Source organism: Klebsiella sp. BIGb0149, assembly GCF_004362605.1.
Lineage (GTDB): Bacteria > Pseudomonadota > Gammaproteobacteria > Enterobacterales > Enterobacteriaceae > Klebsiella > Klebsiella terrigena.
Genome location: NZ_SNYG01000007.1, coordinates 177,617 through 191,256 on the forward strand (window position 1 = coordinate 177,617; position 13,640 = coordinate 191,256).

Consider the following 13,640-nt stretch of genomic DNA (forward strand, 5'->3'; position numbering starts at 1 on the left):
CGGGATCGCCAGCAAACCCGCCGGAACCTCCGTCCCGCCAGCGCCGCCTGAAAACGGAACCCACCGCTTTATCCGCCCAGCAGACCCGCAGCAGCGCTGAACAACAGGCCATGATGGCGGCCTCTCGCACCAGCCTGTCCAGGCGCAGGCGGCCGGCGCCAGCCTCCCTTTGAACGCTTCCGGCGCAGCGGCGGCTAAAAAGCTTATTGAAAATGAGAATCATTTATGTGATTTATAGTGGCTTTGATGCAGGCTCTTCAGGGAAAAGTTAATGTCCAATATTGAGCTGCAGGTGCTGTTTGAGCGTCATGCCCAGCCGCTGTTGGCGTATCTGAAAAGCCAGCTGCACGATGCGCAGCTGGCCGACGATTTGATGCAGGAGAGTTTTGCCCGCCTCTTCGAACACTATCCACAGGGAAAAATTCAGGACAGCGAATCCTATCTGTTCCGTACGGCGAGGAATCTGCTGTTCGATCATTACCGTCAGCTGCAGCGGCGGCAAACCATGGCATTCAGCGATGATGAGATGGCCCACTTTCCCAGCGACGATCCGGGCGCTGAACAGCGCGCGATTGACCAGCAGCAGGTTGAGCGGATTGTCGGCCAGCTGCTGAGCCTGCCGGAACGGACGCAGGCTATTTTTCGCCTCAGCCGGCTCGAAGGAGTGCCGCAGGCGGAGATTGCGACGCGGCTGGGCGTATCGCTCAGCACCGTAGAAAAACATCTGGCGCAGGCGCTGGCAACCCTGATGTGCGGAATACAGAAATAATGGCATTTTTTTTACGGGTTTTACCTGGTTCAAACGTCTTAATGATTAACCCGGATAGTCAGGAAGCAGTGAAATGAGTCAGTTGAGTGAGGCAATACGTCAGCAGGCCGCGCTATGGGCTGTGAAAATGGCCGAGCGGTCGCTGACCGACGATGAGGAGCGGGCGATGGCCGCGTGGCGGGAGGCGGATCCGCAGCACGCCGACGCGCTGATTCAGGCGCAGCAGCTGTGGCTTATGCTCGGGACGCTGCCGCGAGCGACGCCGACCGCCCGCGAAGCGGATGGGCCCTCTGCCACGGTGGTACCTTTGCCCGTCCCGCCGGCGGCGAGCGTTCGTCCCCGCTGGCGCTCCTGGGCGACGGCCGCCGTCGTGGTGCTGGCGTCCCTGCCGGTACTGTTGATGCTTCCCGACGCCTGGCTGCGCTGGCAGGCCGATTATTACACCGCCGCCGGCGAAATTCGCCAGGTGACGCTGCCGGACGGCAGCCGGGTCGATCTCGATAGCCGCAGCGCCATCGAGCTGCATTTCAACGCCGGGGAGCGGCGCGTTACGCTGCTGTCAGGCAACGCCTGGTTTACCGTCGCCCCGCTGAGCAGCCGCGAGACGCGGCCCTTTCGCGTAGAGGCGAACGGCGGCGTCACGCAGGCGCTAGGGACGCAGTTCAGCGTCGATCTTGACGGCAGCGGGGCGGACGTGGCGGTGCATGAGCACAGCGTGCGGGTCAGCTATAAAGGGCAATCGCTGGTGCTGGATGAGCAGCAGGGCGCGCGCTATGCCGATAATCGCCTGACGCGGCGGCCGGTTTCGCCGGCGCAGTTCGCCTGGCGGCGCGGCTGGCTGATTATCGACGGGCTGCCGGTAGGCGAGGCGGTGGCGCGGATAAATCGCTACCAGAGCCAGCGGGTTATCGTCGTCAATCCGGCGCTGAGAAAGCGGACCGTCAGCGGCGCCTTCGCGCTCAAGGAGCCTGAACGCGCCGTTGAAACCCTGCGCCAGACGCTGGGGGCGAAGCAGATGACGCTGCCGGGAATGACCCTTCTGTACTAGATTGTGCGGGCGTTTTTGTGGGCCCATTTTTATATTTTTACTTTTTCTAAAAAATTTTTACGGGTTTGTGTACGTCGTTCGTCTTTATTGTTGAATGAGATTGATTACCATTATCAACGATAATCGAGTACACACATGCACCCATTACAGCCCCAATTTTGCAAAAGCCGCCGTCGCCTTGCTTTTGCCATATCGCTGACGTTAGCGCTGACCGCGCCGGCGCTGAGCCAGGCCGCAGCGGCGGCAACGGAAGCGGTAAAACAGAACAAAACCTTCGCCATTCCCCCTCAATCCCTGCAAAGCGCGCTTCTGCGATTTGGCGAGCAGTCCGGCGTGCAGATTTTTTTTGAAGACAGTACGGTGCAGGGGATGAAGTCGCAGCCGCTGAACGGCACGATGCCGATCGCCGCCGCGCTGCGCCAGCTGATTGGCAACAACGCCGTGGCGCCGGAATTTACCGCCGGCGGGCAGATTATTCTCCGCGCGCGGCGCGCCGATGAATCGCGCATCGGCGGGCCGGTAAGCGACGATACCTTAACCGTTACCGCCACCTTAAATTATTCTGCGGATGACTGGGTCTATGAACAGCCCCGCTCCGTCAGCGTTATCGACCGCAAGAAGATGGACGACCGGCCGGCGCGGCACGCGGCGGATATCCTCGAACAGACCGCCGGCGTTTACTCCAGCGTGAGCCAGCAGGATCCGGCCCTGTCGGTGAATATTCGCGGGATGCAGGACTACGGCCGCGTCAACATGAACATCGACGGGATGCGGCAGAATTTCCAGAAAAGCGGCCACGGTCAGCGTAACGGCACCATGTACATCGATCCGGAGCTGCTGAGCGGGGTCACCGTCGAAAAAGGCACCACCGGCGGCATGGGCAGCGCCGGCACGCTGGGCGGCATCGCCACTTTTAACACCCTCAACGCCAGCGACTTTATCTATGACGGCAAAGAGCTGGGCGGCAAGCTGCACGCCAGCACCGGCGATAACGGTACCCGCTTTATCGGCAGCGGCGCGCTGGCGTGGGGCAATGAAACGGGAGATATTCTGCTGGCCGCCAGCGAGCGCCACCTGGGCGACTACTGGCCGGGCAATAAAGGCGATATCGGCGACATCCGCGTCAACAACGACACCGGCAACTACGATCGCTATGCCAGCGCCTTAAAAAACAATCAGATTACCGACAGTCGCTACAAGATGCTGTCGCGGATGGCGAAGGTAGGCTGGAATCTGCCCTCTAACCAGCGCCTGCAGCTAAGCTATCTGCAAACCCAGGTGAGCTCGCCGACGGCCAGCACCCTGACCGCCGTCGGCGAAGGCGATGACCGGACGCTGGGCTGGAAGCAGAGTGGCTACGACGTGGTGATGGCGCGCAACGTCGCCCTCGACTACAGCCTCGCGCCCTACGATCGCGACTGGCTCGATCTGCACGCCAAGCTCTACTACGTCGATACCGACTCGAACAGCGATACTTACGGCAGCGGGACGACGGCGGATTACTGGACGCAAACCCGCCTGCGCACCTACGGCGCCCAGCTGCAAAACACCTCGCACTTCTCGCTGGCCCCGGCGCACGGGCTGAAGGCGAACTACGGCGCCGAGTTTTACTATGACAAAGCCACCAGCCGCTCAACGTCTGAGGATATGGAGGGCGTGACGCCCGGCGGAAACCGGTCGATATTCAGCCTGTTCTCGACGCTGACCTACGAGTACGACGACTGGCTGACGGTGGAGGGCGGGCTGCGCTATGACCGCTATCGCCTGCGCGGCACCACCGGCATGAACTATCCCGAAGCGACCTACACCATCGATAACCCCTGCACCTCGCGTCGTCTGAGCGGCTGTCTCATCTCCAGCTCTTACCACGAATGGGCGGTGGATCGCGAAGAGTCCCGGGTGTCGCCGACGCTGGCGCTGGCGGTGAAGCCGGGCGTCGACTGGCTGGAGCTGTATACCACCTACGGCCGCTCCTGGCGTCCGCCGGCGATTACCGAAACCCTGACCAGCGGCAGCGCCCACGGCGACTCCACGCAGTATCCCAACCCGTTCCTGCAGGCGGAACGCTCCCGCGCCTGGGAAGTGGGGGTGAACCTGCTGAAAGGCGGTCTGCTGCAGGAGGAGGATCGCCTGGCGGTCAAGGTGGCCTACTTCGATACCAAGGTGTCGAACTATATCAGCATGGCGATTAACCGCGAAAAGCCGGGCATCACCCAGCCGGGGCTGGGCAACACCGCGTACGTCAATAACCTCAACACCACCCGTTTCCGCGGGATCGAGTATCAGCTGAACTACGATGCGGGCTTTGTTTATACCGATTTCACCTACACGCACATGATCGGCAAAAACGAATTTTGCTCGCGGAAAGCGTGGCTGGGCGGGAAGCAGCAGGGCGCCGGCAGCGCCAATAACTGGTACTGGGAAGATAATGATGAGGCGAACAACTTCGTGACCTGCGACGGCGGCAGCCAGTTTAGCTCCGCCGCGTTTCTCCCCGGCGATCGCGGCTCGTTTACCCTCGGCGGTCGCGCCTTTGACCGCAAGCTCGACGCCGGCGTCACGGTGCGCTTTGCGCCGGGCTATCAGGATCACAGCGTGCCGACCAACTACCCCTATCTGGCCGACTGGCCGCGCTACACCCTGTTTGACCTTTACGCCAGCTATCGCGTGACCGACAACCTGACGCTGCGCGGCTCCGTGGAGAACGTCTCCAACCGCGCCTACGTGGTCAGCTACGGCGAAACCCTGGGCAACACCTTAGGCCGCGGACGCACCGTGCAGGGTGGCATCGAATACCGCTTTTAACCCCCGTATGACGCGGCGCAGTTCGGGCGTGCTCTGCACGTAAAAAGGCCGCGATATCTGTAATATCAGGAGACCAATATGGCATTTTCAGTGGATTACGACAGCTCTGTAGGCAGCTATAGCATTCATGATTATCTGGCTGAATGGTCAGCCACGTTTGGTGACGTTAACCATACCAACGGTAACGTGGACGATAGCAACTCCGGCGGCTTCTACGGCGGTTCGCTGTCCGGAAGCCAGTACGCTATCACCAGCACCGCGAACAACATCACCTCATTCGTGGCGGAAGGAAACCTAACCTATACCCTGTTTGCCGACCCGGCGCACACGCTGTACGGCTCCCTTGACGGCCTGTCGTTCGGCGATGGCCTGCAGGGCGGCAGCTCTTCGCCGTACAACATCCAGGCGCTGGACGTTAGCTTCAGCGGGCTCGGCCTGAGCAGCGCGCAGTCCGAAGGTCATGACGGCATCGTGCATGAGGTGGTGTATGGCCTGATGTCCGGCGATACCAGCGCGCTGGAAACGGCGCTGAACGGCATCCTTGACCAGTACAACCTGAGCATCGACTCGACCTTCGATCAGATCGCGGCGGTCGTGGGCACATCGGCAACCGCAGACCATACGGACCTGCTGGCGGCTTAACCCTTCCGTTTCCCCGCTGCGGCGGGGAAACGGTTCAGGCAGGAGAAAGAATGAGCGAAACTCAGGTGCCTCAGGCGGGACGGCAGGAGATCCTGGCGGCGCTCGCGACCTGCCGGCGCGGCTTCTGGTGCGTGGCGCTGTTTACCGCGGCGATCAATATTCTGATGCTCTCGCCGGCGCTGTATATGCTGCAGGTCTACGATCGCGTACTGCCGTCCGGCAACCTTATGACGCTGACGATGCTGACCTTAATGATCGTCGGGCTGCTGCTGTTTCTTGGCCTGATGGAATGGGTGCGCAGCGGGCTGGTCATCCGCCTCGGCGCGCAGCTGGATATGCGTCTCAACGCGCGGGTTTTTGACGCCGCGTTTGGCACCAACCTAAAAACCGGCAACGTCCTGGCAGGCCAGGCGTTAAACGATCTCACCAGTTTACGCCAGTTCGCGACCGGCAGCGCGCTGTTCGCCTTTTTTGACGCCCCCTGGTTTCCCCTCTATCTGCTGGTGGTTTATCTGCTGCATCCGTGGCTTGGCGTTCTGGCGACCCTCGGCGCGGCGCTGCTGCTGGCGCTGGCCTGGCTCAATCTGCGCTTAAGCCAGCCGCTGCTGGAGCGGGCGGGAAAGGTAGCGCTCCACGCCAGCCAGCGGGCCAACGGCCAGCTGCGGCAGGCCGAAGCGATAGAAGCGATGGGGATGCTGCAAACGCTGCGTCAGCGCTGGCGCTGCCGGCACGCCGAGTTTTTACATTTGCAAAGCCGCGGCAGCGAGAGAATGGCGCTGATCACCTCCCTGACGCGCACGCTGCGCCTGGCCCTGCAGTCGCTGATGCTCGGCTGCGGCGCGCTGCTGGCGGTCAACGGCGATATCACCTCCGGCATGATGATTGCCGGCTCTATCCTGATTGGCCGCGTGCTGGGGCCTATCGATCAGCTGATCGGCAGCTGGAAGCAGTGGCTGGCGGCCCGCGAAGCCTGGCAGCGGCTGCAGGTGCTGCTGGCCGCGAATCCGCCGCAGCCCGAGCGTTTACCGCTGCCCGCGCCGCAGGGACATTTACGCGTTGAGCAGCTGACGATTACGGCGCCGGGAGGCCGTCAGCCGATATTGATGCAGCTGCAGTTTTCGCTGGCTGCCGGCACCGTTCTGGGGGTGATTGGCGCATCCGGTTCGGGTAAAACGCAGCTGATGAAGCAGCTGGTCGGCGTGCAGAAACCGCTATCCGGCAGCGTGCGGCTGGACGATGCTGAAATCCATCAGTGGGATAAAACGGCGCTGGGTCCGCATATCGGCTATCTGCCGCAGGATATCCAGCTGTTTGCCGGAACGCTGGCGGAAAACATCGCCCGTTTTGGCGAGGTGGATGCCGATAGCGTGGTGCTGGCCGCGCAGATGGCCGGCATCCACGCGCTGATTTTACGCCTGCCGCAGGGCTATGACACGGTGTTGGGCGAAGGCGGCAGCGGCCTGTCTGGCGGCCAGCGCCAGCGGGTGGCGCTGGCCCGCGCGCTTTACGGCCTACCGGCCCTGGTGGTGCTGGATGAGCCGAACGCCAACCTCGATAAAGAGGGCGAGGCGGCGCTGCAGCAGGCCATTTTGACTCTGAAAGAGAAAGGAAAAAGCGTGGTACTGGTGACGCATAAACCGGCGATTCTGGCGATTACCGATCGCCTGCTGGTGCTCTCCGGCGGCAGAATGCAGCACGAGGGCCCGAGCGCCGAGGTGTTGAAAAAGCTGCCGGGCATGGCCGGCGCGCCGACCTCCGGCGCGGTAACGCCGATCGGCGCGGGCCGGCACGGCGGTTTTAACGTGGGCTATACCGCGGTGTCGCCGCTGGTACGCGCTGAGGGGAAATGATGAGAGCGCTGACGCAGTCCGAGCAGCTGGCCTGGTATGAGGGATCGTTCAGCGAACGCGCCTATTTACGCTGGGGATTATGGCTGGTGATCGTCGGATTCGGCGGGTTTCTCTGCTGGGCCAGCTTCGCGCCGCTCGATCGCGGCGTGCCGGTTTCCGGCAGCGTGGTGGTGACGGGAAATCGCAAAGCGGTGCAGCATCCCGGCGGCGGGGTGATTGCGCAGCTGCGCGTCCACGACGGCGAGAAGGTGCAGGCAGGCCAGGTGCTGGTGGTGATGAATACCGTGACCACGCAAACCCGACGCGACGCGCTGCAAAGCCAGCTGCGCAGCCTGCAGCTGCAGATGGCGCGCTGGGCGGCGGAGCGAACGGGGGAGAGCGAGATCGTGCTGCTGCCCGAGCTGGCGGCGGTCAGGGAGGAACCGGAGGTGGTGGAGCAGCTGGCGCTTCAGCGTCAGCTCCTGGTTAACCGCCGCGCGGCCCTGCGCAGCGAGCTGGCGGCCATTGATGAAGGGGTGGCCGGTACCCAGGCGCTGCTCAGCGGGATGCAGTCTTTACTGAGCAGCAAGCAGCAGCAAAAGCGCCTGCTCAACGAGCAGCTCTCCGGCATACGCGGGCTGGCCGCGAAGGGCTACGTGGCGCGCAATCAGCTGCTGTCGATGGAGGGGGAGCTTGCCAGCGTGGAAGGGGATATTTCGCAAACCCACGGCAGCATCGGACGTCTGCAGCGGCAGGCGATCGAGCTGCGGCTGCAGGCGCAGCAGCGTCGGGATGAGTACGCTAAAGAGGTCAATACCCAACTGGCGGACGGCCAGGCGCAGATCGCCGCGCTGAAAAACCAGCTGGAGAAAGCGCAGGCCGATCTGCAGGATACGCAGATTCGGGCCCCGGTGGCGGGAACGGTGGTCGGCATGGCGGTATTTACCGAGGGCGGCGTTATTCAGGCCGGGCAGCAGCTGATGGAGATCGTGCCGGAGGATTCGCCGATGGAGGTCGAAGCCCGCGTGCCGGTCGAGCTGATCGATAAGGTGCATCAGGCCCTGCCGGTGGAGCTGCTATTTTCGGCCTTCGATCAGAGCACCACGCCGCGCGTGGCGGGGGAGGTCACGATGGTCGGCGCGGACCGCTTAGTCGATGAACAAACCGGGAAGCCCTATTACGCGCTCCGCGTTAAGGTCACGCGGGAGGGGATGGACAAGCTGCAGGGATTAACGATTCGGCCCGGCATGCCGGTTGAAGGGTTTATCCGCACCGGCGAGCGTTCGCTGATGAACTATCTGCTGAAGCCGCTGACCGACCGCCTGCATCTGGCGCTGACCGAATCCTGACGAGCGCCAGCCGCTGGCCGAACGGGTTGCAGGCGAGCGGGCAAATAAAAAGGACTTAGCCATTTTCATGGTTAAGTCCTTTTCTTGTCTGGTGGCCCCTGCTGGACTTGAACCAGCGACCAAGCGATTATGAGTCGCCTGCTCTAACCACTGAGCTAAGGGGCCGTGGCGAGGGATTATAAAGTAACTGGCAGATGCAATCCAGCCTAAAACGCGCGGCTGCTGTTTTTATAAACAACGCATTTTCAATCCTTTATAATTACCTTTTAGCTATTGAGCAGGGGATAAGATGATTAACGATATTCTGGCACCGAACCTGCGGGTGGTGTTCTGCGGGATCAATCCGGGAAAATCCTCCGCCCATACCGGCTTTCACTTCGCGCACGCGGGAAACCGCTTCTGGAAGGTGATTCACCAGGCGGGCTTCACCGACCGGCTGCTGAAGCCGGAAGAGGAGCTCCAGCTGCTCGACACCCGCTGCGGGATCACCATGCTGGTGGAGCGTCCGACGGTGCAGGCCAGCGAAGTAGCGCTGCAGGAGCTGCGCAGCGGGGGGCGAGAGCTGGTGCGGAAAATAGAGGAGTATCAGCCGCGGGCGCTGGCGGTTCTCGGCAAGCAGGCCTTTGAGAAGGCGTTTCAGGCGCGCAGCGTGAAGTGGGGCAGGCAGCAGGCGACCATCGGGGCGACCGAGCTGTGGGTGCTGCCGAATCCCAGCGGACTGAATCGGGCGACGCTCGATAAGCTGGTGGAGGCGTATCGCGAGCTTGACGATGCGCTGGCGACGCGCGGGCTATAGCCTCGCGCCTGGGGGTAAACGCCGGGCAAAAAAAAGCTCCCCGCGGGGAGCTTTTTGCATTTACTGCCTGACGATTAATCGTCGAGGAAGCTACGCAGAACCTCAGAGCGGCTCGGATGGCGCAGCTTGCGCAGCGCTTTCGCTTCGATCTGACGAATACGTTCGCGGGTAACGTCGAACTGTTTACCCACTTCTTCCAGCGTGTGGTCGGTATTCATGTCGATACCGAAACGCATACGCAGGACCTTCGCTTCACGAGCGGTCAGGCCAGCCAGAACGTCGTGGGTGGCAGCGCGCAGGCTTTCCGTGGTGGCGGAATCCAGCGGCAGCTCGAGGGTGGTATCCTCGATGAAATCACCCAGATGCGAATCTTCATCGTCGCCGATCGGCGTTTCCATGGAGATCGGCTCTTTGGCGATTTTCAGCACCTTACGAATTTTATCTTCCGGCATCAGCATGCGCTCGGCCAGCTCTTCCGGCGTCGGCTCGCGGCCCATTTCCTGCAGCATCTGGCGAGAAATACGGTTGAGCTTGTTGATGGTCTCAATCATATGCACCGGAATACGGATGGTGCGCGCCTGATCCGCGATGGAGCGGGTGATCGCCTGACGGATCCACCAGGTTGCATAGGTGGAGAACTTGTAGCCGCGACGGTACTCGAACTTATCTACCGCCTTCATCAGGCCGATGTTACCTTCCTGAATCAGATCGAGGAACTGCAGGCCGCGGTTGGTGTATTTCTTGGCGATAGAAATAACCAGACGCAAGTTTGCTTCAACCATCTCTTTCTTCGCACGGCGGGCTTTCGCTTCACCGATGGACATACGACGGTTGATATCCTTAACCTGCTCGATGGTCAGGCCGGTTTCTTCTTCAATCTGCTGCAGCTTCATCAGGCCGCGCTGAACGTCTTCTTTGACGTCGTGCAGCTTTTCAGACCACGGTTTGTTCATGGCGACAGCCGCGTTGAACCAGGTTTCGCTGGTTTCATTGCCCGTGAACAGCGTGATGAAGTTTTTCTTCGGCATTTTGCACTGTTCGACGCACAGCTTCATGATGATGCGTTCCTGAGTACGCACTCTGTCCATCATGCTACGCATGCTGCCGACCAGGTAATCGAACTGTTTCGGTACCAGGCGGAACTGTTTAAAGACTTCAGACAGCTTGAGAATTTCTTCCTGTGCTGCGGCGTGGCTACGGCCTTTTGCTTTGATGGTATCGCGGGTCAGTTCGTATTGCGTACGCAGCTCACCGAATTTCTCGCGCGCCAGCTCTGGGTCGATGCTGTTGTCGTCATCGCTGCTGTCGTCGTCTTCTTCTTCTTCTTCATCTTCTTCGTCGTCATCCATCTCTTCCTGAGACAGTTCGGAGCCGACGTGCGTGGCGGTTGGCGCCATGTCTTCTTCGGCGTTCGGATCGACGAATCCGGTGATCAGGTCAGACAGACGCGCTTCTTCAGCTTCAACGCGATCGTACTGTTCCAGCAGGTAGGTAATGGCTTCCGGATATTCGGCAACGGAGCACTGGACCTGGTTGATCCCGTCTTCGATGCGCTTAGCGATGTCAATTTCGCCTTCGCGGGTCAGCAGTTCCACGGTACCCATTTCGCGCATATACATGCGCACCGGGTCGGTCGTGCGTCCGATCTCTGATTCAACACTGGACAGAACCTGTGCAGCAGCTTCTTCTGCATCTTCGTCGGTGTTGTTGCTGTTTTCGGCCAGCAGCAGATCGTCGGCATCCGGTGCTTCTTCCATCACCTGAATGCCCATATCATTGATCATTTGGATGATGTCTTCGATCTGATCGGAGTCGACGATATCTTCCGGCAGATGGTCATTGACCTCGGCATAGGTCAGATAGCCTTGCTCCTTACCACGTTGGACAAGAAGCTTCAGCTGTGACTGCGGGTTTTGCTCCATAAGACGGTATCCACACTTAATTCGTTTGATTGGTGTTGGCAGACAAACTGCCAGCATTTAAAGCGAGGGCGTACTTATATTATTGCCGCTGCGCCTCAGCGCGGCTGTCGGGGGCTTCCCGAACGATATTCGGCACTTAAGCCGTGCAATTCATTTTTTTGCCAGCTCCTGGCTGATAGTCCAGAGCTCCCGGCGTTCCTCACTGCTTAAGCCGTGCGTGCGATCGCGAGCTATCAACTCTTCCTGTCGCAGTTCAAGCAGTGAATCAAACATATGGTTGAGCGAGTCGGTGAAGGTTTTTTCCGCGATATCTTTATCTGCTATATCGTCCCACATCGACAGTTTTTCAAGGGTGGCGGCCTCATTTGTGCCGCGATACTGCTCTAAAAGTTGTCCGGTGGTCAGACCTGGCTGAGACAGACAGGTGTTAACCAGTTCGCTGAATAAGCCCAGTCCCGGCATTCTACGCTGATCCAGGCCCGCTAAAGGCGGTACCAGCGGTGCCAGATCCGGATTTTGCACCAGCAGTCCTATCAGTATACGCATGGTCGTGCGTTTTAGCTGTGGAGCAGGGCGCGGTGCGCCATTTTCTGTCAGCTTTGGCATTAAACGTTCAAGCTGGGCGTCATCTAAAATCCCCAGCTTGTTACCCAACTCCTGGCGCAGATAGATGCGCAGCGTCTCACCCGGAACCTGCGTGATCAGCGGCAGCGCCAGCGTGCTGAGCTGCGCGCGCCCGTCCGGGGTGCTCAAATCAACCTGCGGCAGCAGGCTGTTAAATAAAAACGTGGAGAGCGGCTGAGCCTGCTCCATCCGCGCTTCAAACGCGGCCTTACCCTCTTTACGCACCAGCGTATCCGGGTCTTCGCCGTCGGGTAGAAACATAAAGCGCAGCTGGCGGCCGTCGGTCATATACGGCAGCGCCGTCTCCAGCGCTCGCCATGCTGCCTCGCGGCCCGCCCGGTCGCCGTCGTAACAGCAGATGACCTGATTGGTCGCCCGGAACAGCAGCTGAATATGGTCGGCTGTCGTCGAGGTGCCAAGGGACGCGACGGCATAGTTAATGTCGTACTGCGCCAGCGCTACGACGTCCATATAGCCTTCGACAACTAACAGGCGCGGCGGTTCGGCGTTGTTCTGCTGCGCTTCATACAGGCCGTACAGCTGACGACCTTTATGGAAAATATCGGTTTCCGGGGAGTTAAGGTACTTCGGCAGGGCATCACCCAGCACGCGACCACCAAAACCAATTACCCGGCCTCGCTTATCGCGGATCGGGAACATCACCCGTTCGCGGAAGCGGTCGTAACTGCGTCCCTTATCGTTAGTCACCAGCATGCCGGCGTCGATAAGCGACTGGCGGTTTTCTTGATTGCCGCCAAAACGTTTTAAAACGTTGTCCCAACCGGGTGGCGCGTAGCCAATCGCAAAGCGCGCAATGACCTCGCTGCTTAAACCACGCTTATCCAGATACTGGCGCGCGGGGTCGGCGGCGGGTTGCTGCAAAGACTGCTGATAAAACGCATTCAGACCATCCATCAGCTGATAGAGGCTTTGCCGTTGATGGCGCTCAATCTGACTGGGTCCGTTGCCCGCTTCGTACGGCACTTCAAGGTTGTGCATGGCGGCCAGCTCTTCGACCGTCTCCACGAACTCGAGCTTGTCGTAGTTCATCAGGAAGTCGACGGCGTTGCCGTGCGCACCGCAGCCGAAGCAGTGGTAAAACTGTTTTTCACCGTTGACGGTAAAAGAGGGGGTTTTTTCGTTATGAAATGGACAGCACGCGTGGTAGTTCTTGCCCTGCTTTTTGAGCTTTACCCGCGCGTCGATAAGATCGACGATGTCGGTTCGCGCCAGCAGGTCATTGATAAATACGCGTGGGATTCGTCCAGCCATAGGCCCCGTAATTATACACCTTATCCAACAAGCTGCTTCAGCGCCGATGCGCCCCTGCCGCCGACGTCAGTCAGCTCCCGGGATTCGCTCTTATGCTGCTTTGGTGCATCCTGAAGGGGTGAGTGTATATGCTAATGCATAAACGAAAATAAGCCGCGCATTCCTTCCGGAAGCACGGCCTTACAACTTACAACTCAGCCTGAATTGAGGGCTGTAGCCCTCAACAGATTAGTACAGACGAGTGCGGCGTGCGTTTTCGCGAGCCAGTTTCTTCGCGTGACGTTTCACTGCAGAAGCTTTAGCGCGCTTACGTTCGGTAGTCGGTTTTTCATAGAACTCACGACGACGAACTTCCGCCAGAACACCTGCTTTTTCACAGGAACGCTTGAAGCGACGCAGAGCTACGTCGAACGGCTCGTTTTCACGTACTTTAATTACCGGCATGTGCCTCTCACCTTTGATTAATTCGGTTTGCTGCTGGCATCAGCGCCAGCTTATTTCAAAATGGTGCGGAATTTTACTGCAACTACTGCTGCTTTGTAAAGCACCTGCGCCCTTTTTGAAAGGACTTTTATAAGGGTGAG

Annotated in this window: 10 protein-coding genes and 1 tRNA gene; 7 read left to right on the forward strand and 4 right to left on the reverse strand. The window is 59.8% G+C overall.

Annotation, left to right across the window (positions count from 1 at the left end; all coding sequences use genetic code 11):
* Positions 1-271 precede the first annotated feature (271 nt).
* From EDF75_RS22135 to EDF75_RS22160, 6 genes are all read left to right on the forward strand, one after another.
* On the forward strand, positions 272-769 hold the full coding sequence (locus EDF75_RS22135; protein WP_045856774.1) for an RNA polymerase sigma factor: 498 nt from the start codon (positions 272-274) through the stop codon (positions 767-769).
* Between the two features lie 73 nt (positions 770-842).
* Entirely contained in the window at positions 843-1,817 is a 975-nt protein-coding gene (locus EDF75_RS22140; RefSeq protein ID WP_133600889.1) for a FecR family protein, read from the forward strand.
* 135 nt (positions 1,818-1,952) lie between these two features.
* On the forward strand, positions 1,953-4,622 hold the full coding sequence (locus EDF75_RS22145) for a TonB-dependent receptor (protein ID WP_133600890.1): 2,670 nt from the start codon (positions 1,953-1,955) through the stop codon (positions 4,620-4,622).
* Positions 4,623-4,700: 78 nt separating this feature from the next.
* Positions 4,701-5,264 (forward strand): heme acquisition protein HasA, encoded by a 564-nt coding sequence (locus EDF75_RS22150; protein WP_045856780.1) that lies wholly within the window; start codon positions 4,701-4,703, stop codon positions 5,262-5,264.
* A 50-nt stretch (positions 5,265-5,314) separates the two neighbouring features.
* Positions 5,315-7,114, forward strand: coding sequence for a type I secretion system permease/ATPase (locus EDF75_RS22155; protein WP_133600891.1), 1,800 nt, complete (start codon positions 5,315-5,317; stop codon positions 7,112-7,114).
* The gene (locus tag EDF75_RS22160; protein ID WP_133600983.1) at positions 7,114-8,442 is read left to right on the forward strand and encodes an HlyD family type I secretion periplasmic adaptor subunit; all 1,329 of its coding nucleotides are present in this window, start codon (positions 7,114-7,116) and stop codon (positions 8,440-8,442) included. The genes EDF75_RS22155 and EDF75_RS22160 overlap by 1 nt, the downstream gene beginning before the upstream one ends.
* 89 nt (positions 8,443-8,531) lie before the next feature.
* Here the strand turns inward: EDF75_RS22160 and EDF75_RS22165 are convergent.
* Positions 8,532-8,607 (reverse strand) — tRNA-Ile (locus EDF75_RS22165).
* Positions 8,608-8,731: 124 nt separating this feature from the next.
* On the opposite strand from EDF75_RS22165, the gene mug reads away from it, so the two are divergent.
* Complete coding sequence (mug, locus tag EDF75_RS22170) at positions 8,732-9,238, forward strand: G/U mismatch-specific DNA glycosylase (RefSeq protein ID WP_041147304.1); 507 nt, start codon at positions 8,732-8,734, stop codon at positions 9,236-9,238.
* A gap of 74 nt (positions 9,239-9,312) precedes the next feature.
* On the opposite strand, the gene rpoD is transcribed toward mug, so the two are convergent.
* The 3 genes from rpoD to rpsU form a co-directional block, all read right to left on the reverse strand.
* Complete coding sequence (gene rpoD / locus EDF75_RS22175) at positions 9,313-11,160, reverse strand: RNA polymerase sigma factor RpoD (protein WP_133600892.1); 1,848 nt, start codon at positions 11,158-11,160, stop codon at positions 9,313-9,315.
* Positions 11,161-11,310: 150 nt separating this feature from the next.
* Positions 11,311-13,056 (reverse strand): DNA primase, encoded by a 1,746-nt coding sequence (gene dnaG / locus EDF75_RS22180; RefSeq protein WP_041147302.1) that lies wholly within the window; start codon positions 13,054-13,056, stop codon positions 11,311-11,313.
* Between the two features lie 228 nt (positions 13,057-13,284).
* Positions 13,285-13,500 (reverse strand): 30S ribosomal protein S21, encoded by a 216-nt coding sequence (rpsU, locus tag EDF75_RS22185; RefSeq protein WP_001144069.1) that lies wholly within the window; start codon positions 13,498-13,500, stop codon positions 13,285-13,287.
* Positions 13,501-13,640: the final 140 nt, after the last annotated feature.